Origin of the sequence: Enterococcus sp. DIV0574 (genome assembly GCF_051711125.1) — a bacterium.
GTDB classification, from domain to species: Bacteria; Bacillota; Bacilli; order Lactobacillales; family Enterococcaceae; genus Enterococcus_D; species Enterococcus_D gallinarum.
Window position 1 is genome coordinate 106,204 of sequence record NZ_JBIOMA010000001.1, and the last position, 19,600, is coordinate 125,803.

Annotated in this window: 23 protein-coding genes; all 23 read left to right on the plus strand. The window is 41.1% G+C overall.

Annotation, left to right across the window (positions count from 1 at the left end):
- The first annotated feature begins 8 nt into the window (after positions 1–8).
- The 23 genes from IGJ45_RS00495 to IGJ45_RS00605 all read left to right on the plus strand — a co-directional run bounded on the left by IGJ45_RS00495 (position 9) and on the right by IGJ45_RS00605 (position 19,495).
- The gene (locus tag IGJ45_RS00495) at positions 9–719 is read left to right on the plus strand and encodes a cell division ATP-binding protein FtsE (protein WP_081131833.1); all 711 of its coding nucleotides are present in this window, start codon (positions 9–11) and stop codon (positions 717–719) included.
- A 153-nt stretch (positions 720–872) separates the two neighbouring features.
- A complete protein-coding gene (locus tag IGJ45_RS00500; RefSeq protein WP_081131832.1) occupies positions 873–2,165 on the plus strand; it encodes a methyl-accepting chemotaxis protein in 1,293 nt (430 codons plus the stop codon).
- Positions 2,166–2,183: 18 nt separating this feature from the next.
- A complete protein-coding gene (locus tag IGJ45_RS00505) occupies positions 2,184–2,636 on the plus strand; it encodes a chemotaxis protein CheW (RefSeq protein ID WP_060813673.1) in 453 nt (150 codons plus the stop codon).
- Entirely contained in the window at positions 2,606–3,139 is a 534-nt protein-coding gene (locus tag IGJ45_RS00510; protein WP_081131831.1) for a chemotaxis protein CheD, read from the plus strand. The genes IGJ45_RS00505 and IGJ45_RS00510 overlap by 31 nt, the downstream gene beginning before the upstream one ends.
- A 15-nt stretch (positions 3,140–3,154) precedes the next feature.
- A complete protein-coding gene (gene cheB, locus IGJ45_RS00515; RefSeq protein WP_060813671.1) occupies positions 3,155–4,159 on the plus strand; it encodes a chemotaxis-specific protein-glutamate methyltransferase CheB in 1,005 nt (334 codons plus the stop codon).
- 4 nt (positions 4,160–4,163) lie between these two features.
- Positions 4,164–4,937 (plus strand): CheR family methyltransferase, encoded by a 774-nt coding sequence (locus IGJ45_RS00520; RefSeq protein ID WP_252712063.1) that lies wholly within the window; start codon positions 4,164–4,166, stop codon positions 4,935–4,937.
- 21 nt (positions 4,938–4,958) lie between these two features.
- A complete protein-coding gene (locus IGJ45_RS00525; RefSeq protein ID WP_438768648.1) occupies positions 4,959–6,977 on the plus strand; it encodes a chemotaxis protein CheA in 2,019 nt (672 codons plus the stop codon).
- A complete protein-coding gene (locus tag IGJ45_RS00530) occupies positions 6,974–7,555 on the plus strand; it encodes a chemotaxis protein CheC (RefSeq protein ID WP_103300684.1) in 582 nt (193 codons plus the stop codon). Before IGJ45_RS00525 ends, IGJ45_RS00530 begins: the two co-directional genes overlap by 4 nt.
- Before the next feature lie 14 nt (positions 7,556–7,569).
- Complete coding sequence (locus IGJ45_RS00535; RefSeq protein WP_060813667.1) at positions 7,570–7,932, plus strand: response regulator; 363 nt, start codon at positions 7,570–7,572, stop codon at positions 7,930–7,932.
- Between the two features lie 20 nt (positions 7,933–7,952).
- Positions 7,953–8,345 carry a chemotaxis protein CheW gene (locus IGJ45_RS00540; protein ID WP_081131826.1) on the plus strand — a complete coding sequence of 131 codons (393 nt, stop codon included), beginning with the start codon at positions 7,953–7,955 and terminating at the stop codon, positions 8,343–8,345.
- An 18-nt stretch (positions 8,346–8,363) separates the two neighbouring features.
- On the plus strand, positions 8,364–9,374 hold the full coding sequence (fliM, locus tag IGJ45_RS00545; protein WP_311828353.1) for a flagellar motor switch protein FliM: 1,011 nt from the start codon (positions 8,364–8,366) through the stop codon (positions 9,372–9,374).
- Positions 9,371–10,414 carry a flagellar motor switch phosphatase FliY gene (fliY, locus tag IGJ45_RS00550; RefSeq protein WP_311828352.1) on the plus strand — a complete coding sequence of 348 codons (1,044 nt, stop codon included), beginning with the start codon at positions 9,371–9,373 and terminating at the stop codon, positions 10,412–10,414. Before fliM ends, fliY begins: the two co-directional genes overlap by 4 nt.
- Positions 10,415–10,513: 99 nt before the next feature.
- Positions 10,514–10,789: a flagellar biosynthesis anti-sigma factor FlgM gene (gene flgM, locus IGJ45_RS00555; RefSeq protein ID WP_409531390.1), complete on the plus strand. Its 276-nt coding sequence runs from the start codon at positions 10,514–10,516 to the stop codon at positions 10,787–10,789.
- A complete protein-coding gene (locus IGJ45_RS00560) occupies positions 10,790–11,146 on the plus strand; it encodes a hypothetical protein (protein ID WP_081131823.1) in 357 nt (118 codons plus the stop codon).
- An 11-nt stretch (positions 11,147–11,157) separates the two neighbouring features.
- Entirely contained in the window at positions 11,158–12,672 is a 1,515-nt protein-coding gene (gene flgK / locus IGJ45_RS00565; RefSeq protein WP_081131822.1) for a flagellar hook-associated protein FlgK, read from the plus strand.
- 4 nt (positions 12,673–12,676) lie between these two features.
- Complete coding sequence (gene flgL / locus IGJ45_RS00570) at positions 12,677–13,597, plus strand: flagellar hook-associated protein FlgL (RefSeq protein WP_103300683.1); 921 nt, start codon at positions 12,677–12,679, stop codon at positions 13,595–13,597.
- 399 nt (positions 13,598–13,996) lie between these two features.
- Positions 13,997–15,082, plus strand: coding sequence for a flagellin (locus IGJ45_RS00575; protein WP_103300682.1), 1,086 nt, complete (start codon positions 13,997–13,999; stop codon positions 15,080–15,082).
- A 338-nt stretch (positions 15,083–15,420) separates the two neighbouring features.
- Entirely contained in the window at positions 15,421–16,836 is a 1,416-nt protein-coding gene (gene fliD, locus IGJ45_RS00580) for a flagellar filament capping protein FliD (RefSeq protein WP_081131819.1), read from the plus strand.
- Between the two features lie 34 nt (positions 16,837–16,870).
- Positions 16,871–17,200 carry a hypothetical protein gene (locus IGJ45_RS00585; RefSeq protein WP_156248249.1) on the plus strand — a complete coding sequence of 110 codons (330 nt, stop codon included), beginning with the start codon at positions 16,871–16,873 and terminating at the stop codon, positions 17,198–17,200.
- Positions 17,201–17,213: 13 nt separating this feature from the next.
- Positions 17,214–17,588 (plus strand): flagellar export chaperone FliS, encoded by a 375-nt coding sequence (gene fliS, locus IGJ45_RS00590; protein ID WP_103300680.1) that lies wholly within the window; start codon positions 17,214–17,216, stop codon positions 17,586–17,588.
- A gap of 399 nt (positions 17,589–17,987) precedes the next feature.
- Entirely contained in the window at positions 17,988–18,374 is a 387-nt protein-coding gene (locus tag IGJ45_RS00595) for a DUF6075 family protein (protein ID WP_311828351.1), read from the plus strand.
- Positions 18,375–18,494: 120 nt separating this feature from the next.
- The gene (locus IGJ45_RS00600) at positions 18,495–18,890 is read left to right on the plus strand and encodes a hypothetical protein (protein WP_113848977.1); all 396 of its coding nucleotides are present in this window, start codon (positions 18,495–18,497) and stop codon (positions 18,888–18,890) included.
- Between the two features lie 278 nt (positions 18,891–19,168).
- Complete coding sequence (locus tag IGJ45_RS00605; protein ID WP_103300677.1) at positions 19,169–19,495, plus strand: hypothetical protein; 327 nt, start codon at positions 19,169–19,171, stop codon at positions 19,493–19,495.
- Positions 19,496–19,600 lie beyond the last annotated feature (105 nt).

Consider the following 19,600-nt stretch of genomic DNA (forward strand, 5'->3'; position numbering starts at 1 on the left):
AGAGACCAATGATCCGATTAACCAAAGTCAGCAAGCAATTCCAAAATGGCACGCTAGCATTAGCAAATATTACCGCTGAGATCTCGCAAGGCGAATTTATTTATGTCGTAGGACCGAGCGGCTCTGGCAAATCGACACTGTTCAAGTTACTGCTGAAAGAAGAAGAGCTTTCAGCAGGGTCGATCCAAATTGGCAATGTGCTGCTAGAAGGGCTGAAAGATCGTCACTTATATATGATTCGGCGACAAGTAGGCATTATCCAGCAGGAAGACCTGCTGTTGGCACATATGACGGCTTATAAAAACATTGAATATGCATTACAGGTATTGGGCGTGCCACGGAAAATACGCAAAGAAAAAACCGATAAAGCATTGCAAATGGTGGGAATGACGGCTTATCAATCTTGCTATCCCCATGAATTGTCGGTAGGACAATGCAAAAAGATCGCGATCGCCCGTGCCATCGTAACTGAACCGGCAGTCTTGATCGCAGATGAACCTACAGCAAATTTAGATATTAAATCCGCAGTAGAAATCATGAAATTATTCATAAAGATCAACCAGTTAGGGGCCACCGTGCTTCTTGCTACCCATGACAGCACCATGGTCAATACTGTTCGGAATCGTGTTTTTGAGCTTAAAGAAGGACGATTGATACGGGACGATCGCAACGGCGGCTATACCCGTTATGCAGACCCGAAAGATACATATGTCTGGTGACAAGCCTTAAATTTCCAGTTAATTATCCGATTAGGGAACTAGAAGATTGTTTTCATAATCGGATAAAGAAGGAGTGACACTGCGATTATCAAGTGAAGAGCGAATCTTGATAAAAATCATTGACGATCATATCGCATAGGAAAGGATACTGTCATGAAGAAGAAGTTACAAGCTATTATCAAAAAAATCCGCCTCGCTACGCTGCTTCCCTTAATTATTACGTTTGTCGTTTTATTGGGGTGCTATTTCTTTGTTTTACGGCCTCACGGAGACGATCAGTTGAGTCATGTGTTCTTTATTTTTTCAATAATCGTTCTCTTATTGGAATTTATTGGAGTTGTCGTACTCTCTTTTGTGGTGAAACATAAGGATCCAGGAATGGATACATTACTAGCAGAATTGGAAATTGTTAGTGGAGGAGATCTCTCGCACATTGATGCTATGGGGAATGACGGAAATGATCCCCTCTTTGAAAAGGTCAAAAATAGTTTTAAAGGTGTCTTGAATACATTTAAAGCAGTAATCGTGGGAATGCATGAAGAAAGCACCCGCATGACGGAAATGGTTGGAAATTTGACCAATACGTCCAAAAATGCCAAAACATCTATCGAAAATGTTCGCCAAACGATGAACGCTATCGCCAACGCAGCCAGTTCTCAAGCCTCTGAAGCAGAACAGACCTCTGTTGACATGGACGAATTAGCAACAAGCATCGAGGAAATCCACAAAGAGATCGACCTCATGAATGGCTACGTGCAAAAATCTCAAGATAGCAATTATCGAAATTCTGAAGTGATGATGTATGTCTCAGAAAGTTGGGAAGTCGAACGTCAAAATCAAGCTGATTTGGTGGATGGTATGAATGATATGAATGAAGACATTCAAAGTATCGGCAAAATCGTTCAGTTGATTAATGATATTTCTGATCAAACCAATCTTTTGGCATTAAATGCTTCGATCGAAGCAGCTCGTGCAGGGGAAGCAGGCCGCGGATTTGCCATTGTGGCAGAAGAAGTTCGCAGTTTGGCAGAACAGAGCAGTCAATCGACTAAAAGTATTCGGACGATCATTGAAGCAATCCGCAAAAAATCTGAGAAAGTTGTTTCAGCAGCGATGAATTCTTATGAGGGCGGGAAAAAACAAACAGACAATATCAATAAGGTGATTGATTTAGCCAATGAAATCTCTGATATTGTTGAAAAATTAGTAATGAGTATCCAAACAGTCGAGTCACATATTACCGGCATCGTGGAGAAAAAAGATATGGTGCAAGTCTCTGTCAGCAATATTTCCTCTGCTGTTTCAGAAACCTCTGCCGGCACCCAAGAAGTGACGGCCAACTTGGAAGATTTCTATTTGGTCATCGAAGAATTTGAATCGAATGCGCAAGAAATCGAAACGATCGCGAGCATTCTGAAGTTCCAAGTAGATAGCTTTAAATTCTAGAGAGAGGAAAAGATGCTGATGGAGCAATATGTAATATTTAGAAGTCATGACCAGCTCTTTGCAATCCGAGTCCAGCAAGTGACACGAGTGATTGAAGCCCAATCCTTTATTCAGTTACCGGAAGTGGCTGATTTCGTTTTAGGTGTCTATGAATTTCAAGAAAAAATGATCCCGATTATTGATGTTCGCCGTAAACTATTCAAAGAGCCCACAACGGTTTCTGAACGGAACAATGTCATCTTATGTCATTGGAATGATCAAGATCTTGGGCTGTATGTCGATGAGATCGTGGGGATCTCTACGCTGGAAGAGACGGATTATGAAGCTCAGCTTGATCGTTCGGGACTTAAACAAAGTTATATCGAGCAATTTTTGAAAAGCGATGAATCCGTCGTACTATTATTGGCGCTCTCCTTTTTATTTGACTATGAACCGGAGGAATGGCAGGACACGTTCGGAGAAACGAGTTGACCCGTCTATTGAAAACAAAACAGGAGATTCATGTAGGCATCTCAGAGTATAAAATTGCCCAGTATCCGGACAAATTAATGACCGTTGGACTGGGATCCTGCGTTGGCACGATCATTTATGATGAAAAAAGCAAAATTGGCGGACTGAGCCATATTATGCTGCCAGATAGTCAACCATTTTCCCACAAGCGGGAGATCAAGCCGGGAAAATTTGCTGATCTGGCATTGCCAAACATGGTTGCAGAATTGCAGCGTAAAGTACGTGCTCCGCGATTCAAAGCCAAAATCGTTGGTGGTGCCAATATGTTTCAATTCCAAACAATCACGAATACGAGTAATATCGGACAACGCAATGTTGAGGCAGTTGAACAATCTTTGGCCAAGTTGGGAATTCCCATTGTAGCCAAACACGTTGGTGGTACGGCTGGAAGAACAATGATCGTTGACTTAGACGATTTTACAACAATGGTTCGGATCGTAAATCAAGAAATCATCTATCTATAAAGGAGTTTGAAAAAAATGAAAAGAGTATTGATCGTAGATGATTCTGCTTTTATGCGGAAAGTGGTGACGGATCTGTTGGAACAGATGCCCCACATCAAAGTAGCTGCTGCTGCTCGTAATGGTAAGCAAGCACTAGATCATCTTGCGAAAGAATCTTTCGACCTTGTAGTGATGGATGTAGAAATGCCTGTATTGGATGGATTAGAGACATTGCGGATGATCAAAGAACAGTACACCGTTCCGGTAATCATGCTCAGTTCAATGACAAATCAAGAAACAACGATTGAGTCATTAGAGCTCGGGGCGGCAGACTTCGTTGAAAAGCCTGTTAATCTATCTCAGATTCAACAAGACTGGATCGATGATTTCTACAAAAAAATCGATTCGCTTGATCAAAACCATTCTAAGGAAATAAACCATAGTATAGCTGAACAAATAAAATTAACGTCACACCATTTGCCACGGACAGTTGAAGCAGTCGTGATTGGCTCTTCCACCGGTGGCCCCAGAGCTTTGTTGGGAATCATCCGCGGCTTGCCTAAACGGCTGCATTGCCCAGTTATGATCGTTCAACACATGCCGGCTGGATTCACGGCATCTTTCGCTCAACGTCTGAACTCGGAAACAACAGTACCAGTCAAAGAAGTGACCGACGGCATGCCGATTGAAAACCAAGTCTATCTTTGCCCCGGAGATTACCATATGACAGTGGGACAAGGGCGTTTTCACCTGAATCAACGGGAGAAGCTTCACGGAACTAGGCCGGCGGTTGATTATTTATTCACTTCAGCAGCCAGCGCTTATCAAAAGGGTCTAGTCGGTGTTTTATTGACTGGAATGGGTAAAGATGGTGCCAAAGGAATGCAAGCGATCCAACAAGAAGGTGGTTATACCATCGCTCAGGACAAAGACAGTTGTGTGGTCTTCGGGATGCCGCGATACGCCATCGAACAAAAGGCAGTCGATGAAGTTCTAGCACTAAGCAAGATTGAAACAAAAATCGGACAGATAGTCGGGTGAGAACATGGAGACAGATTTTGTTGTTTTTAATCAATGGGTCAGTGATCGGCTAGGGGTACAGCTAGCGGCCTACAAAGAAAGTCAAATGCAAAGACGGATTTTGACCATCATGGAACATTCAGGTGCTAAAAATTTGCAGGAATACCAGCGGCTTTTGGAGAAAGATGTGGTTGCCAGAGAAGCTTTTCTAGCCCATATCACGATCAATGTTACCGAATTTTATCGTAACAAAGAGTTATTTGATGCCTTTGAAAAAACGCTGCTGACTAAGATCGTGCCACAGTTTGCATTGCCGAAAATTTGGAGTGCGGCTTGCTCGATAGGTGCGGAGCCTTATACGATCGCCATGCTGTTAGAGAAAAATCGCTTGGCAACGCCCACTGTTTTAGCAACGGATATCGATCAGCAGATTTTGACAAAGGCAAAACAAGGGGTGTATCGCGAGCACGAGCTAAGAAATGTTCCTATTGAAGAACTAGCGAATTATTTTGAGGTCAAAGAGAGAAACACTTATCAGATCAAACCAGAACTCAAGCGGAAAGTTCATTTCAAGAAACATGATCTATTGAAAGATCCCTATGAAAAGAATTGTCACGTGATCGTCTGCCGCAATGTAACGATTTATTTCAAAAGTGATGCCAGAGACGAAGTGTATCAGAAGTTTAGTGATGCCTTAGTACCAGGTGGGATTTTATTTACTGGAGCAACAGAAACGATTAATTTTTCGGAAAAATTCGGGTTGAAAAAAATCGATTCCTTTATTTATCAAAAAATATAATTTCGCAAAGGAGGGATTCATTTGGATGATAATAGCGTATACCGTACGCTTTTCTTCGAAGAGACAGATGACCATCTGCAACAGCTGAACGACCATGTATTGGCATTAGAAAGCAATCCGCAAGACACAGCACTTTTAAATGATATTTTCCGCTCAGCTCATACACTGAAAGGGATGGCAGCGACGATGGGGTACGATGTGATGACACAGTTGACCCACAAGATGGAAAATATTTTTGAGCTATTCAAAACAGCAACGTTGTCAGTGACGAGTGATTCCATCTCGCTGATTTTTAAATGCTTGGATCGGTTATCCGAATTGGTGGAAGACTTGCGGGAAGAAAAAGAACTGCAGCCGAATCAAATCACAGATTTGCTGCTGGAATTAGATCAAGTAGAACAGCAAAGTCAAAATCAATCCGATCAACAACATTCGGAAACAACAACCTCCGATACACCGCTTGCGCAGTTATCGCTGGCATTTGAGCAATTAGATTCTTCGGATCTTTTTGTGATCGAACAAGCGGTAGCCGGGGATTACCACGCCTTCAGCATTGCGGTCCGCTTAGAAAAAGATTCCATGCTCAAGGGGCCTAGAGCCTTTTTGATCATGGAAAAACTGGAACAATCTGGTGATATCCTGCATACGGAACCGAGTGCGGAACAATTGGAAGAAGGTGATTTTGATTCTGATTTTAGGCTAGTGTATCTCACTCAGAATGAGTTGGCGGAAGTCCAAAAGAATATTGCTAGTAATAGTGAGATCGAAGAGTTTCGAGTTGAGCCTTTTCAAGCAAATCCGTCTCAAGAAACAAATGAGACTCTAAAAACAGACACCACGAAAGAACCAACAACCAAAACCAAAGAAACAATGACACATCATGCGTCTGTTTCTAATCAATCGATCCGGGTGGATCTATCGCGACTCGATTCTTTTTTGGATCTAGTTTCGGAATTAGTCGTCTATCGCAACCAGCTGGAAGATGTCAGCCATCGCGAAAACATCGAAGCAATCAAAGATCCGCTGGAACAAGTCTCCCATCTGACATCTGAATTGCAGGACTTGGTATTGCGGATTCGTATGCAGCAGGTCAATGTCGTTTTCAGCCGCTTTCCCCGAATGGTGCGGGATTTATCGACTGAACTAGGAAAAGAAATGGATCTGGTAATCATTGGAGAAGAAACAGAGTTGGATAAGACGGTTGTTTCTGAACTGAGTGAGCCATTGGTCCATCTCCTGCGTAATTCTGTCGATCATGGGATCGAAAGTCCAGAAGAACGGGAAGCATTAGGAAAATCCCGTAAAGGAACGATTCGGTTAGCTGCATACCAGGAAGGCAATCGAGTCATCATCACGCTAGAAGATGATGGCAAGGGATTAGACCCACAAGTGATCAAAGCAAGTGCGGAAAGAAAAGGCTTAGCCACAGAAGGCTTATCTGATGAAGAGATCCAGCAACTGATTTTCCATCCGGGATTTTCGACAGCAGAAAAAGTTACGAATATCTCGGGTCGAGGTGTAGGGATGGATGCGGTACAATCGAAGATCGCTAATTTAGGCGGCACGATTGAATTATGGAGTCGGCCCAATAAGGGGACGCGCTTTACGATCAAACTACCATTGACCTTATCGATCATTCAAGCACTAATGGTGCGTGTAGGAACCGAAACCTTTGCGATTCCGCTTGATTTAGTTGAACGTGTAGTGATCATTAAAGAAGAAGTGATCCAGACCGTTTCTCAAGAAGTTTATCGTTTCCAGGAAGATTTGATTCCGATTATTCGGACCGATCAGCTTTTAGGAATCGAGGGAAACACAGTCGGAAAAAAATTCGCCATCATTGTCAACAGCGAACAGCAATATTATGGCTTGTTGGCAGACGAGTTAGTTGGTCAGCAAGAAATCGTGATCAAAAAGATCGATCCGCTTCTCCAGCAGCTGGATCGCTATCAGGGGGCGACGATTTTAGGAAACGGCTCGATTGCACTGATTTTAGATGTCAATGCGATTTGTGGAGAAAAAAAGGATGAGCGGCAATGAAATACACCGACTTGCAATTAGACGGATTAAAAGAACTGATCAATATTGGAGGCGGAAATGCTGCCACAAGTATTTCTAAGCTGATCGCGCAACCTATCTCAATGAGTGTACCGGAAGTAGCGGTCTTGGATTATCAAACTCTCTATACACAGATCATGGAAGAAGACAAAGAGGTCCATGCAGTGATCAGTTCAATCAGCGGTACATTCAGCGGCGTGTTTCTCTTTGTACTTTCAGATGTTGCTGCCGATCGACTGGTCCATCTGGTCATGGAAGATGCCACTGAAGAAATGAAGCAGTCGATCATTAGTGAGCTGACGAATATCATTTTTAATTCGTTTCTAAATGCGATCAGCCAACTATTGTCTGCTGAATTAGCGGCGTCGCTACCGATGGCTCGTTATGATTTCTTTGGTGCTGCAATTAGTAGCCTTTATCTAGCATTAAATCAGTTTGATGATCACGTTTTGGTCATTCGCAATGAGTTTTCTTATGAACAAGAAACACTAGACGCCTCGCTGTTCTTTATTCCAGAAGAGGGTGTTCTAGAAGAAATATTTGGTACATTAGGTATTTGAAGGGAGTAACAATTATGTCAAAAAAAGTATTAATCGTCGATGATGCGGTGTTTATGCGCATGAAATTAAAAGATATTCTTGAAAAAAACGGCTATGAAGTAGTCGGAGAAGCACAAAATGGGAAAGAAGCTTATGAGAAATACCAAGCCACTGCACCCGATCTAGTAACAATGGATATTACAATGCCAGAAGTAGATGGCTTAGAAGCGTTGAAAATGATTCGTTCGTCTGATCCATCAGCGAAAGTGATCATGTGTAGTGCCATGGGTCAACAAGGTATGGTTATGGATGCTATTCGAGCAGGAGCAATGGATTTCATCGTGAAACCATTTGATACCGATCGAGTGATCGCGTCTATTGATAAAGCTTTTGCTTAGACTTCAGAGGATGTGTTGAGATGCAAATGATTCTTTTTAAAATGGCGCAGCAACATTATCTGATTTCTGCTGAATCGGTTGAGGAAGTTATCGATGCACCAGAAATCACTAAAGTCCCATTAGCGCCTGAATGGGTCGAAGGCTTGATCAACTTGCGAGGGACCGTTTTGACAGTGATTCGGCTCTCGAAATTGATCGCAGTATCAAGTTCTGCAGAGGATCGGAATGTTTTGATCATGAAGCAAGGCGATGATCGCAAGGGCGTTTTAGTCGAAGAAGTCATCGAAGTGCTGGAATTACAAGAGTCAGATCTGCAATTGAGTGATCAAGAAGGCAGCAGTCATGCCATTGGTGTCGTATCATTGTCAGATAAAGTAGCAAGTGTGATCAAAATTGATCAGTTGATTTTTTAAGAAAAATGGGGGATTAGTGTGGATCAGGTATTGACGCAGCAAGAAATAGATCTCTTACTGAATGCGATGAGCACAGGAGAGATCGATAAAGAGGTAATGAATGAAGAAGACAAGCAGACAAAAGTAAAAGCCTACGACTTTCGCAGACCAACAAAGTTATCCAAAGAGTACGTCAATACCCTGCACATGATCTTTGAAGACTTTTCTAAAATGAGCAGCAGTATGCTGTCTACCCAATTGCGTACCAACGTAACTTTGCAGTTGGCTGCTATCGAACAAGTAAGTTACGATGAATTTATCCATTCGATCCCTAAGTTTACGTTGTTAGGACTCTTTCGTTCTCAACCGCTAAATGGGATTCAATTCATCGAGATGAACCCTCAACTGTGCATGTTGATGGTGGAACTATTATGTGGAGGATTGGATGCGTATCAAAGCAAACAATCAGAGATTGATTTAGAAGACAAGACGAATTTCACGGATATTGAAACAGCCATTCTGGAAGAAGTAGTCAAACTATTCGTACGGGTCTATGAAAGTGTCTGGCAAGATATCGTCAAGTTAGATTCAGTCTTGGATGGGTTGGATACTAATCCGCAGTTGCTGCAAAATATGTCACCCAATGAACCTGTTGTGTTGGTGACCTTCACATTGAAAATTTTCGAAACCAAGAGTTTTATCAACTTATGTATTCCTTATGTCTTCTTTGAAGGAATCATTGATAAACTAAGTTTTCGTAATTGGTTCGACAGCAATCAACCAGCCAGTTCTGAGGATAGCCGCGAGCTGCAAAAAAGTTTGAATGGAGTCGCGTTAAATCTGGAAGCTTTGTTAGGATATGCCCAGATGAGTTTGTCAGACTTCATTCATTTAGAAGTCGGGGATGTCATCAAATTAGATAAAAAGATCACGGAACCATTAGAGACCTTTGTTGATGGAAAACCGTTTTATCGCGCGAAACCTGGCAAGCAGGGAGATAAGCTAGCCATTGAATTATTAGACAAGTTAGAAGAGGAGCAAGAAGAATGAGCGAAAGTTTTAGCCAATCAGAGATCGATGCATTGATGAATCACGATACCTCTCAGCAAAATGTAGATGAACAAGTAAAAGTTGATATTATCGGAGAAGTCGGGAATATTTCGATGTCCCAAGCGGCAACGACCTTATCGTCGATCTTGAATCGCCGTGTCAGCATTACAACGCCTAGAGTTGTCAGAGTCAAACTTCAAACGATTTTAGATGATCTAGTGGCACCGAAAGTGGCCACGATTGTTGAGTTTAAAGAAGGACTTGTCGGCAGCAATTTGATGCTCTTGGAAGTCAAAGATGCAATCATCATTGCAGATTTGATGATGGGAGGCACAGGTGAAACAACAAGTACTCAATTCACAGAACTAGAGCTAAGTGCTGTTGCCGAAGCAATGAACCAAATGATCGGTACCGCATCTACCTCGATGGCAACGATGATCAATCGCAAAGTGGATATTTTACCACCGATCGTCAAACTATGGAGCGAATCAGAAGCTCTGGAATACGAGGCAGTTAAGGAAGAAGAAATTTACTGTATTTCATTCTCACTAAGTGTGGAAGGTGCGATCGAGAGTGAGATCATGCAAGTTTTTGGCGATCCAGTCGTCAATGATATCGTAGCCGCGATGTTAGCAGATCAAGCAACAGTTGTGGAACGGGAAACACCGGCAAAACCGCAGCCCGCTGTAGAAGCAAAACCAGAACCTGCGGTTAACCAACCGCAAGTGGAAGTCAGTCAACCAGCATTCCAGCCATTAAATGCAACATCAACCACAGATGGCGATAATCTGGATTTGATTTTAGACGTGCCATTGGATCTAAGTGTTGTTTTGGGACGCAGCAAAAAAACAGTCAAAGAAATTTTATCTTTCAATGCTGGATCGGTCATCGAATTGGACAAACTGACAGATGAACCGTTAGAAATATTGTTGAACGGGAAATTGATCGCTAAAGGAGAAGTTGTCGTCATCAATGAGAACTTTGGTGTCCGGATCACCAATATCTTGTCCCAAAAGCAACGGATTCATAACTTGAGTTAAGTGAATCTTCTTAGAAAAAGTTAAACAAAAAGGTTTAACTTTTTTTCTTTTTATCCGATAGTATAAAATAGAAGAAGCACCGAGAATGGAGGAACTCTCATGAAAATCGCAAGAGGTTATGCAGAGTATAGCGACAAAGCCATCCAACGAGAAACAATCAAGCCAACCAAAGCAGAGCAAACCGCTGCCGAAAAAAAGGTTGACGTCCAATTGTCAAAAACAGCGCAAACGATCAAAAACAGTGGCGGTAACGAAGCGAGCCGTGCTGATCGTGTCGCTGCATTAAAACAATCCATCAAAGATGGCACTTATCAAGTATCAGCAGAAGCAATTGCCACTAAAATGCTTGCTAACGATGTAAAGAAGGCGGATTAGATGACAGAACGTGAATTTGAACGACAATTACAACGTTTTTTTCGACTTTTGGTCAAAGAGAAAGAGTATTTGATCAAGGGCCAAGGTGAAAAACTGATCGAGCTGGTAGAGAAAAAAGAAGGATTTGTCCCAGTCATCGAATCTTATGAAGGCAATCTGACAGACAAATGTCGTGAATTGATCCAACAAATCCAAAGACAACAGCAAGAAAATCTCTTATTGACTGAACAAGCCCTCAGCTACCAAAAAACATTGATGGATGCCGTTAAAGACAACATCCAGCCGGCAGCAAATACGTATTCGAAATATACGGAAAAGGCCACTGTTCAGACAGCGATCATTGACCAAAAAATTTAAGGAGAACTTTTATGACAGGATTATTCGGATCACTTGGGACCGCTACTGGCGGTATGAGCGCAAACCAAGTAGCACTACAAACGAGCAGCCATAATATCGCCAATACGAATACAGACGGGTATTCACGGCAACGTGTCAATCTACAGACTCAGCAACCTTACTATCTACCAGGAGCAGGTACGATCGGTACAGGGGTCAAGGTTAGCAGTGTGCAGCGCGTTGTTGATGATTTTGTGATTGGGCAAGTACGAAATGCCAATTCCAAATATACATACTATGAACAAAAAGCAGATATCCTTGGTCAATTGGAAGGTATCTTAAATGAGCCTTCAGATAATGGTTTATCGAAACAGCTGTCTACGATGTTTGACTCTTGGACTGCGCTAGCCAACAATCCCGAATTAGAAACGGCCAAAAGTCTAGTCCTCGAAAACAGCAGTACCCTGGCTGACATTATCAATCAAATGTCTTCGCAAATGAAAAAATTGCAAGGTGACACGGTAGATGACATCGAAAAATCTGCATTGGATTTCAATGAAAAAATCAAACAGCTAGAATCATTGAATGAACAGATCTATGCCTTAGCAACTGACGGACAAACCTCCAATGACTTACTGGATCTGCGGGACAATCTACTCAAAGATATTTCAAGCTTGGCACCGATCGAAACGACATTTGATCAATATGGCCGAGGCTATGTAGCGATTGGCGGCCAAACGATCCTAAATGCAGACGAACGCAATACGATCAGTGTAGTGATGGGTAAAAACGAGCAAGGAACCATCGTTTCCAAAGACGGTAACAGCTTGAATCCACGGGAGACAATCAGTGGGGATTACCCTCCAGGGACGATTTTGATCAATAAGCCAACAGAAGACGGTCAAACAAACTACGAGGAGTTGCCGATCAAAGAAGGATCGATCGGGGGTCTGCAAGTTTCGGTCACTGAGATTGACAGTCGCTTAAGCGAATTGAACAATTTTGCCACAACGATTGCCAAAGCAGTCAATATGATCTTTACAGATGGAAAATCCAGTACTTCCGGTCTCTTTGAATTCGGAGAAGATACTGCCGGTACGATCAAAGTCTCTCAAAGTATCATTGATAATCCTAGCTTATTGCAAGCCGGTAAAACAGGTGAATCTGGAGATGGTTCAAGAGCAGCAGCGATTGCGAAGCTTCGCAATGCAAAATTGGATTTTCCACTGTCAGATGAAACGATGGCTTCTTTTGATCCCGACACACTTACCTTCAAAACAGATGGTTCAGGTATGACGTGTGACAGTTACTTCAATAGTATCGTCACGAAGAACGGGATCTCAAAACAGCAAGCAGATAATACTGCTAGCGCTCAGCTATCACTGCTAAATCAATTAGAATATAGAAATCAATCCGTTTCAGGGGTTTCGATCAATGAAGAAATGTCTGACGTGATAAGGTTTCAACAAGGCTTCCAGGCAAATGCACGAATCATTTCTGTGGTTTCGGAGATGCTGGATACCTTGATCAATCGGACAGGAGTATAGATAAATGCGTATTTCAAATAATATTACTTATAGTGATTTTATTCGTAATTTAGGCACTAACGCCTCGAATGTTCACAAGACACTTAACCAGTTATCTAGTCTGAAAGAAGTCAGCAAATCATCAGAGAACCCATTGCTGATCTCTAAAATCATGAATCTAACTGGATCTATCAATCAGAACGCAACATTTGGCAGTACGATCAAAGACAGTATTTCTTGGTCAAAAGTTCAAGATTCAACATTAGACAATGTCAGCAAATCGATGCTGCGAATCCGTTCGTTGATCCAATCTTCTGCCAATGGTACGAATGGTGATGATGAGTTAAAGGCCAATAAAGCAGAGATTGAAGAAGAAATCGAAGGGATCGTAGAAGCGCTAAATACCAATTACGATGGCCGATATATCTTTGGCGGTACCAGTACGACGACCCCGCCATTTGAAATCGTAAAAGAAGATGGCGAAATCGTTGGGATCAAATACAATGGGACTAGCAAAGATTTGCCGCGAGAAATCGCGAATGGTGTTTCTGTCGATTTACTATCCGACGGCAGTCGTCTAATGAAGGAAACCGGAACAGAGTCAGATCCGGAAAATTTAAGTACGTATTTCAATGATTTATTGTCTGCATTGCGTACTGATGACAAAGAAGCTTTGGGGGGCAAACTGCTGGAAGCCCATGATGAGTATGCCAATCATTTTGTGAATGTGCGTTCTCAGATCGGCGCTTTGTACAATCGGCTAGAAGCTGCCTCAGATCGTAATGAAACAGAGAAACTGAATTTGACAGAGACGCTTTCCAACAAACAAGATATTGATTTTGTGGAAAAGTATATGGAGTTTTCTAATCAAATGACTGCTTACCAAAGTACATTGGCGATGGGAACAAAAATCATGCAGTTGACGATCCTTGATTACGTTAGATAATCGTTTATAGATGTCACCGCAAGATGCAAGAGAGGAACAACAAACTCTATGGACTCTACTTAGAAAAGGAAGTTGCAGGCGGCTATGCTCCGCTGCAATTTACGAATAGCTAAGTAGAGTTTTTTGTTTAAGATGTTTTCTTGATGGTTGACTATAGCAGTTTTATTGCCAGATTGGATAAGAATCACTCCCACGATAGCTGGAGCAATAGAAGATGATTTCTTAGATCCTATCGTTTACCAAGAATGAACGTGGGTTTCTCTTGTTCAAGAGCAGCTGTTTATACGGAGCATAAATTTTTTTTGATTTTTTTTATTTCCCTATCTTAACTAACGGTTTTTTCTTCCGATACATATAAACAGAGGGAAACCTTAGCGAAAAATTAGGAGGAATAATCAAATGAGAATCAATACAAACGTGTCTGCGTTAAACACTTACTCTCGTTTAACAGCAGCAAATGCTTCTAAAAGCAACTCTTTATCAAAACTATCTTCAGGTATGCGTATCAACAAAGCCGGCGACGATGCTGCTGGACTAGCAATCTCTGAAAAAATGAAAGGCCAAATCGGTGGATTGTCTCAAGCGAAAAGCAATGCACAAGATGGTATCTCATTGATCCAAACAGCTGAAGGTGCGCTAAATGAAACCCACAGCATCTTAGGCCGTATGCGTGACTTAGCAGTTCAAAGTTCAAACGGAACTTTGAGTACAGATGACCGCGAAGCAATCTCAAAAGAGTTTTCTGCTTTGTCTGACGAAATCGATCGTATCAGCACAACAACAGAATTCAATACTAAGAGCTTATTAAAAGGTGGAGAAAGTGGTGAAAAAGCTTCTTTCATCTTCCAAATCGGTGCCAATGCGAACCAAACAATGAGCGTAAAAATCGGTGATATGGGTGCCAAGGCATTAGGCGTAGACGCTTTAAAACTTGAGGAAGCAAAAGATGCTGAATCTGAAATTGCTAAAAAAGTTGAAACGGCCTTTTTAGATGCAGCTAATTCAGATAAGTATGATGCTGACGGTAAAATTGATGCATCAGCTGGTAAAACAGCTGCAGAACTTAAAGATGCAATTGAAAATGCGGCTGATGATACTGCAAAAGCAGCAGCACAAAAAACATATGATGCAGCTTTAGAAACTTTTAAAGCTTCTACTAATGGCCAAACAGCTATCGCAACGGCTAAGACAGAAGTTGAAGAAGCTTCTAAAAACAGCACAGTCAGCAAAATCGATGAAGCCATCAAAACTGTTTCTGCACAACGTGCGGACCTAGGTGCGGCTCAAAACCGTCTAGAACACACAATCAACAACTTGGGTACAACGCAAGAAAACCTTTCTGAAGCAAACTCACGTATCCGTGACGTTGACATGGCGCAAGAAATGATGAGCTTTACTAAGAGCAACATCCTTTCTCAAGCAGCAACTTCTATGTTGGCACAAGCAAATTCAATGCCAAACAGCGTATTGAGCTTACTTCAATAATTTTGGGGAAATCACAGCCAAGGACCAGACGGGGAAGCAAGGTCCTTGGCTTTACATAGCACCACTAAGAACATCGGTCGCTGGATGACCGCTCACATAATCAAGAGGCACCAAACAAGCAAATTCACAGAGCTGGTCCAGTGTGAAACGCTAGTTGACTGGATGGTCGCTGTTGTCTGCACCACAGCTTTTGAAGAATATCGTCCAAATCAGGAAAAGTGAACAACTTGTTGGAAAGCCCGCCACTATGGTGCAACAGATGATCAGCGTAATTGAAGACTTTAGAGAATAGATCTCTGAAGTCTTTGAAAGGTTGCGCACTAGAAAGGGATGAGGAAATGGCAAGTATTACAAGTGCTTCAGGAATCAGTACGACATTAGGGAGTTATTCGGGGATCACTGCAGAAGATATCGAAAGTTTATTGGCAGCAGATGCCATTAATAAAACCCGCGCCCAGAATCAAATCAAAACCATCAACTCGCAAAAGACTGCCTGGAGCGACATCAGCACTCGTTTGACCAACTTTTTGAACAAAATCGATGCCCTGCAAAAAGACGAGGCATTTCAAACGAAGAAAGCAGCGTCGTCAAACAGTGGGATAGCGTCTATCTCAGGAACAGCCGAAGCATTGGAAGGTTCCTACGATCTAAAGGTAAAGCAGTTAGCTACTGCTACTAAAGTAACAGGAACGAAAGTTACTGATAATAGCAAAGCTGCATTGAATGTCGAAGGCACGCTTTCTTTGACAAGTTCCGAAGTAGATAAAGACGGCAATCCTATCACGGTAGACATTGAGATCACTAGTGAAGACTCACTAAAAGACATTGCAGATAAAATCAATAAACAAAGCAAAAATTCCTCTGTGAGTGCCAATATTATCGATAACCAGTTAGTATTGACCAATACTAAAATGGGGGACAAAAATTTTACTATCTCTGGTGATGTTGCAGAAAGTCTAGGGATCGGTTCCACTGCGAAAACGACGCAAGGGCAATCAGCTATTTTTGAGTTAGACGGTATGGAGATCACTCGTGACAGCAACACGGTCAGCGACGTAATCGATGGTGCAACACTGACGCTATCCAAGGTCAGCGACGAATCCGTAAAAGTATCTTTGACCAACGACACTTCCAAATTGGTAGATGCGGTACAAGGATTAGTTGATCAATACAACAGCTTAATGAGCTTTATTGGTGAAAATCTATCTGTTGGTGATCCTAGCAGTGAAAACAACAAGACGGGTGCGTTGGCTGGGGATACTGCGCTGACTCGGCTTCAAACCCAATTACGTAATTTGATCACGATCCCTTCTGTCAAAGGTTCAGATCTAAAACCGAATGATCTGGGAATTTCGACAATCGACAATAACGGCACTTTAGGCTTTGATAGTGAGAAATTTAAGAAAGCTTTAGAAGAAGATCCTTCAGCGATCAAAGATTTCTTTTATGAAAAGACCAAAAGCAAAGACAGCGACGGGACCACATCAACGACAGAATCTGGCTATACATTAGCGATCAAGGAGTTAGTCAATAGTTATGTTGTTAATACTTCTACCAATAAAGGGGTCATCGCTACAAAATCAGCCACCTATGATTCCACCATCAAAGATCTGAACAAGCAAATCACACGTTTTGACAAGATTTTAGAGATGAAAAGAGATCGGTATATCACGATGTTTACCAAACTTGATGAAGCAATGATGCAAGCTGAGAGCCAGTTAGAATACTTAGCTAGTCAATTCTCATCTAAATAATTCTGGACAATCAGAGTAAGAGAGGAAGAGTGGAATGGAAAATAGCCTGCCTACACTGGACGAACGATTAACACGGATTTTACAAGGGTTGACGGATTGGAACGGTGAAGTGGAGCAAGCAGAAGTACTGCTGGCAACCAATGCTGAGCTTTTAGCAACTCTGACAGATAGTCCGAATCGCACAAAACAGACACAAGCCCTAGTTGAAAAGATCGTGGCTGCGTATCAAACATTTCTTACACAAGTGCAAGCACAACAAACACTGATCAAACAAGAACTGGGACGTTTGAATCGACAAAATAATTTGGTAAAAACCTATCTGCAGCAGGAAGATGTTGCTGGATTTGTCGAATTCGACTATTAGTGAGGGAAAGAAAATGAATTATCAGCAAATGCAATCAAATTATTTAAAGAATCAAGTGATGAGCGCGTCTCCTAACAAATTGATCGAAATGCTTTTGCAGGCAGCAATCAAGAATATCAAGTTGGCCCAGTTAGCGATTGAAAAACAAGAACTAGCAAAAGCCCATGAATACTTTATAAAAACACAAAATATTTTGTTGGAGCTGCGTACGTCGTTAGACGAAAAACAAGGCGGTGAGATTGCTGAAGGTCTTGCAACGTTGTATGAATACATGTATCAGCAGCTGATTGAAGCCAATATCAAAAAAGAAGTGGCTCCTGCCCAAACTGTTGCGGAACTGCTGAGCGAGTTATTAGAAAGTTGGCAGGCCATTACCCAATCTGCTTGATCAAGTCTACCACCAGCTTGCTGACGGTAGCAAAAGCAAGTATGTATATAGAAAAAACAACGACATGCTGTTTTCAGCCGGGCAAAGTCGCAAACATTGGGTTTGCGACTTTTTTATTTATTGACTTTAGTCAGTTTCTTTCGCGTAGCGTACGAAACAAAAAAACCGCGCGTTTCTACGCGTGGACGAAATAGCTTTAGCGATAAAAAAAACCTTTCGATATACTAATAATGGCTACCAACCGCATATCAGATCGAAAGGAGTTTTTTTACGTCTAACGACGATAAAAGTTTAGCACATACGAGATGGAATTGTAAGTATCACATCGTCTTCACGGGTGGATATTTACTTGGAGGAAATCATATGATTAAAATAAGAAACGTTTGAGGAGGATATATAGTGAAAGAATTAATTTTAAACAAGGATCATATGGCAAAATTTAGTTACATGATGGAAGAATTAGGGTTTGAGGATCTTCGGGATCCATATTGGACGAGCCTTTCCTTTATTGTTACAGGCAATGAAAAGCTTTTTAACAAACGTCACTCACTAATCAATTTTGATCAAAGATTGATTAATAGTGAAGTGTGGTTTTCTGGAACACTTTCGGGTGGGGAGCAACGATTGATTGCTCTAGCTTATAACTTATTTACCAACATGGATTTCTATGAGTTTGAGGATGGGAAGAAATACTACATTTCTCCTTTGGAAATATTTTCTGGAGTTGATGAGGTGGGTTACAAGCTTGCGAAAAATGCGATCGATATGAGACTGAAGTTTTATTAGTTTTGGAAGTACATTTATAAAAAACTAAAGGGCCATTGTTATTCTTAAATAACTTTGAAAAATAGTGTGTTTTCTCAAATTTTTTAATTATCTCAAACATTTGAAAAGGTGTAATTTTTTATGGAAAAAAAATATATAAAATTGATAGTAGCATTAGCAGGTGTTTTAACAGTAGTTTTAGCAGCTTTTTTCTTTTTTAGACCAAGTGGTTTCACTGGGTATTATGAAGGAGAAGACGATTTTGGAAATAATTATAGCCTATCAGTAAAAGATGATGAAGTAACACTACTGAATGATGGAGAAATCTCAACTCACAAGGGGGAATATAACGATATTGATAATTCAAATAAGAAATACCTGCTTGTAGATGACAAGCATATCAAACTCGACATGGGGGAAAATTTGGATGGATCAGATACATATACGATGTTTTTATCAGACAAGAATAGTGGTGATACTAGTCAAGTGATACTAAAGAAGGTAAGCAAGAAAGATAGTATGATTGGGTCTAATTAAATAGTAAAGTAGCTTGGCTTTCATAAAATATTTTATCAAGAAATAAAAATAAGAGACTCAGACTGTTTGGGTGTCTTATTTTTATTTATATCCACAAATTCTTTAACTGGCTCTTTTTAATTTAGCTATTTCTCTTTTGGATTTTAAATTATTATCTCAAAAGAGAATAGTAGATTTAACTTATAAATTATTTTACAATTTTTAGTTTAATTTTGAAATTATAGCGCTTTCATGTTATGATGACAGTGTAAAAATACTGTATTGGGAGTTGAGTAAATATGAGTAGAAAAGGTAAATGGATTTCTTGCTTTGTAATGGTCCTTTTTGGAATTACTTCATTTAACACTTTGGGTCAATCGGTTAGCGCTTCGGAAAATGTCATTGTTAGTAGTAGCGATAGAGAAATAACCGAGCCAAAAATCATAGAATTTGGGGAGCAAGGTGGTATCCAAGCTCGTGTTCAGGTTTTTAAGTTCAGTATATTATTTCCTCCTGGACAATATCCTTCAGCTGTATACTCAACTCATATGTACATTGGTCATTTAGAACGTGTAAGCTATGTCGGCGGAGCTCAGTATATCGGACATTATTCAACTGGAATCTGAGAAGGAGTCTGAGAATATGAATAACTTTGATCTATGGAAATGGGTTGCAGGAAAAAGGACAGATAAAGAACCCAACTATTCCAAAAAAAATTGGTTGTATGTAGG

Excerpts from the sequence above, each read along its gene's own strand:
- IGJ45_RS00560 (WP_081131823.1), top strand. The coding sequence starts at position 10,790 with ATGACAGAACGTGAATTTGAACGACAATTACAACGTTTTTTTCGACTT.
- IGJ45_RS00520 (WP_252712063.1), top strand. The coding sequence starts at position 4,164 with ATGGAGACAGATTTTGTTGTTTTTAATCAATGGGTCAGTGATCGGCTA.
- fliD (WP_081131819.1), top strand. The coding sequence starts at position 15,421 with ATGGCAAGTATTACAAGTGCTTCAGGAATCAGTACGACATTAGGGAGT.
- IGJ45_RS00510 (WP_081131831.1), top strand. The coding sequence starts at position 2,606 with ATGGCAGGACACGTTCGGAGAAACGAGTTGACCCGTCTATTGAAAACA.
- IGJ45_RS00500 (WP_081131832.1), top strand. The coding sequence starts at position 873 with ATGAAGAAGAAGTTACAAGCTATTATCAAAAAAATCCGCCTCGCTACG.
- IGJ45_RS00495 (WP_081131833.1), top strand. The coding sequence starts at position 9 with ATGATCCGATTAACCAAAGTCAGCAAGCAATTCCAAAATGGCACGCTA.
- fliS (WP_103300680.1), top strand. The coding sequence starts at position 17,214 with ATGAATTATCAGCAAATGCAATCAAATTATTTAAAGAATCAAGTGATG.
- IGJ45_RS00605 (WP_103300677.1), top strand. The coding sequence starts at position 19,169 with ATGAGTAGAAAAGGTAAATGGATTTCTTGCTTTGTAATGGTCCTTTTT.
- flgL (WP_103300683.1), top strand. The coding sequence starts at position 12,677 with ATGCGTATTTCAAATAATATTACTTATAGTGATTTTATTCGTAATTTA.
- flgM (WP_409531390.1), top strand. The coding sequence starts at position 10,514 with ATGAAAATCGCAAGAGGTTATGCAGAGTATAGCGACAAAGCCATCCAA.
- IGJ45_RS00535 (WP_060813667.1), top strand. The coding sequence starts at position 7,570 with ATGTCAAAAAAAGTATTAATCGTCGATGATGCGGTGTTTATGCGCATG.
- IGJ45_RS00530 (WP_103300684.1), top strand. The coding sequence starts at position 6,974 with ATGAAATACACCGACTTGCAATTAGACGGATTAAAAGAACTGATCAAT.
- IGJ45_RS00585 (WP_156248249.1), top strand. The coding sequence starts at position 16,871 with ATGGAAAATAGCCTGCCTACACTGGACGAACGATTAACACGGATTTTA.
- IGJ45_RS00600 (WP_113848977.1), top strand. The coding sequence starts at position 18,495 with ATGGAAAAAAAATATATAAAATTGATAGTAGCATTAGCAGGTGTTTTA.
- cheB (WP_060813671.1), top strand. The coding sequence starts at position 3,155 with ATGAAAAGAGTATTGATCGTAGATGATTCTGCTTTTATGCGGAAAGTG.
- fliY (WP_311828352.1), top strand. The coding sequence starts at position 9,371 with ATGAGCGAAAGTTTTAGCCAATCAGAGATCGATGCATTGATGAATCAC.
- IGJ45_RS00575 (WP_103300682.1), top strand. The coding sequence starts at position 13,997 with ATGAGAATCAATACAAACGTGTCTGCGTTAAACACTTACTCTCGTTTA.
- IGJ45_RS00505 (WP_060813673.1), top strand. The coding sequence starts at position 2,184 with ATGGAGCAATATGTAATATTTAGAAGTCATGACCAGCTCTTTGCAATC.
- flgK (WP_081131822.1), top strand. The coding sequence starts at position 11,158 with ATGACAGGATTATTCGGATCACTTGGGACCGCTACTGGCGGTATGAGC.
- IGJ45_RS00540 (WP_081131826.1), top strand. The coding sequence starts at position 7,953 with ATGCAAATGATTCTTTTTAAAATGGCGCAGCAACATTATCTGATTTCT.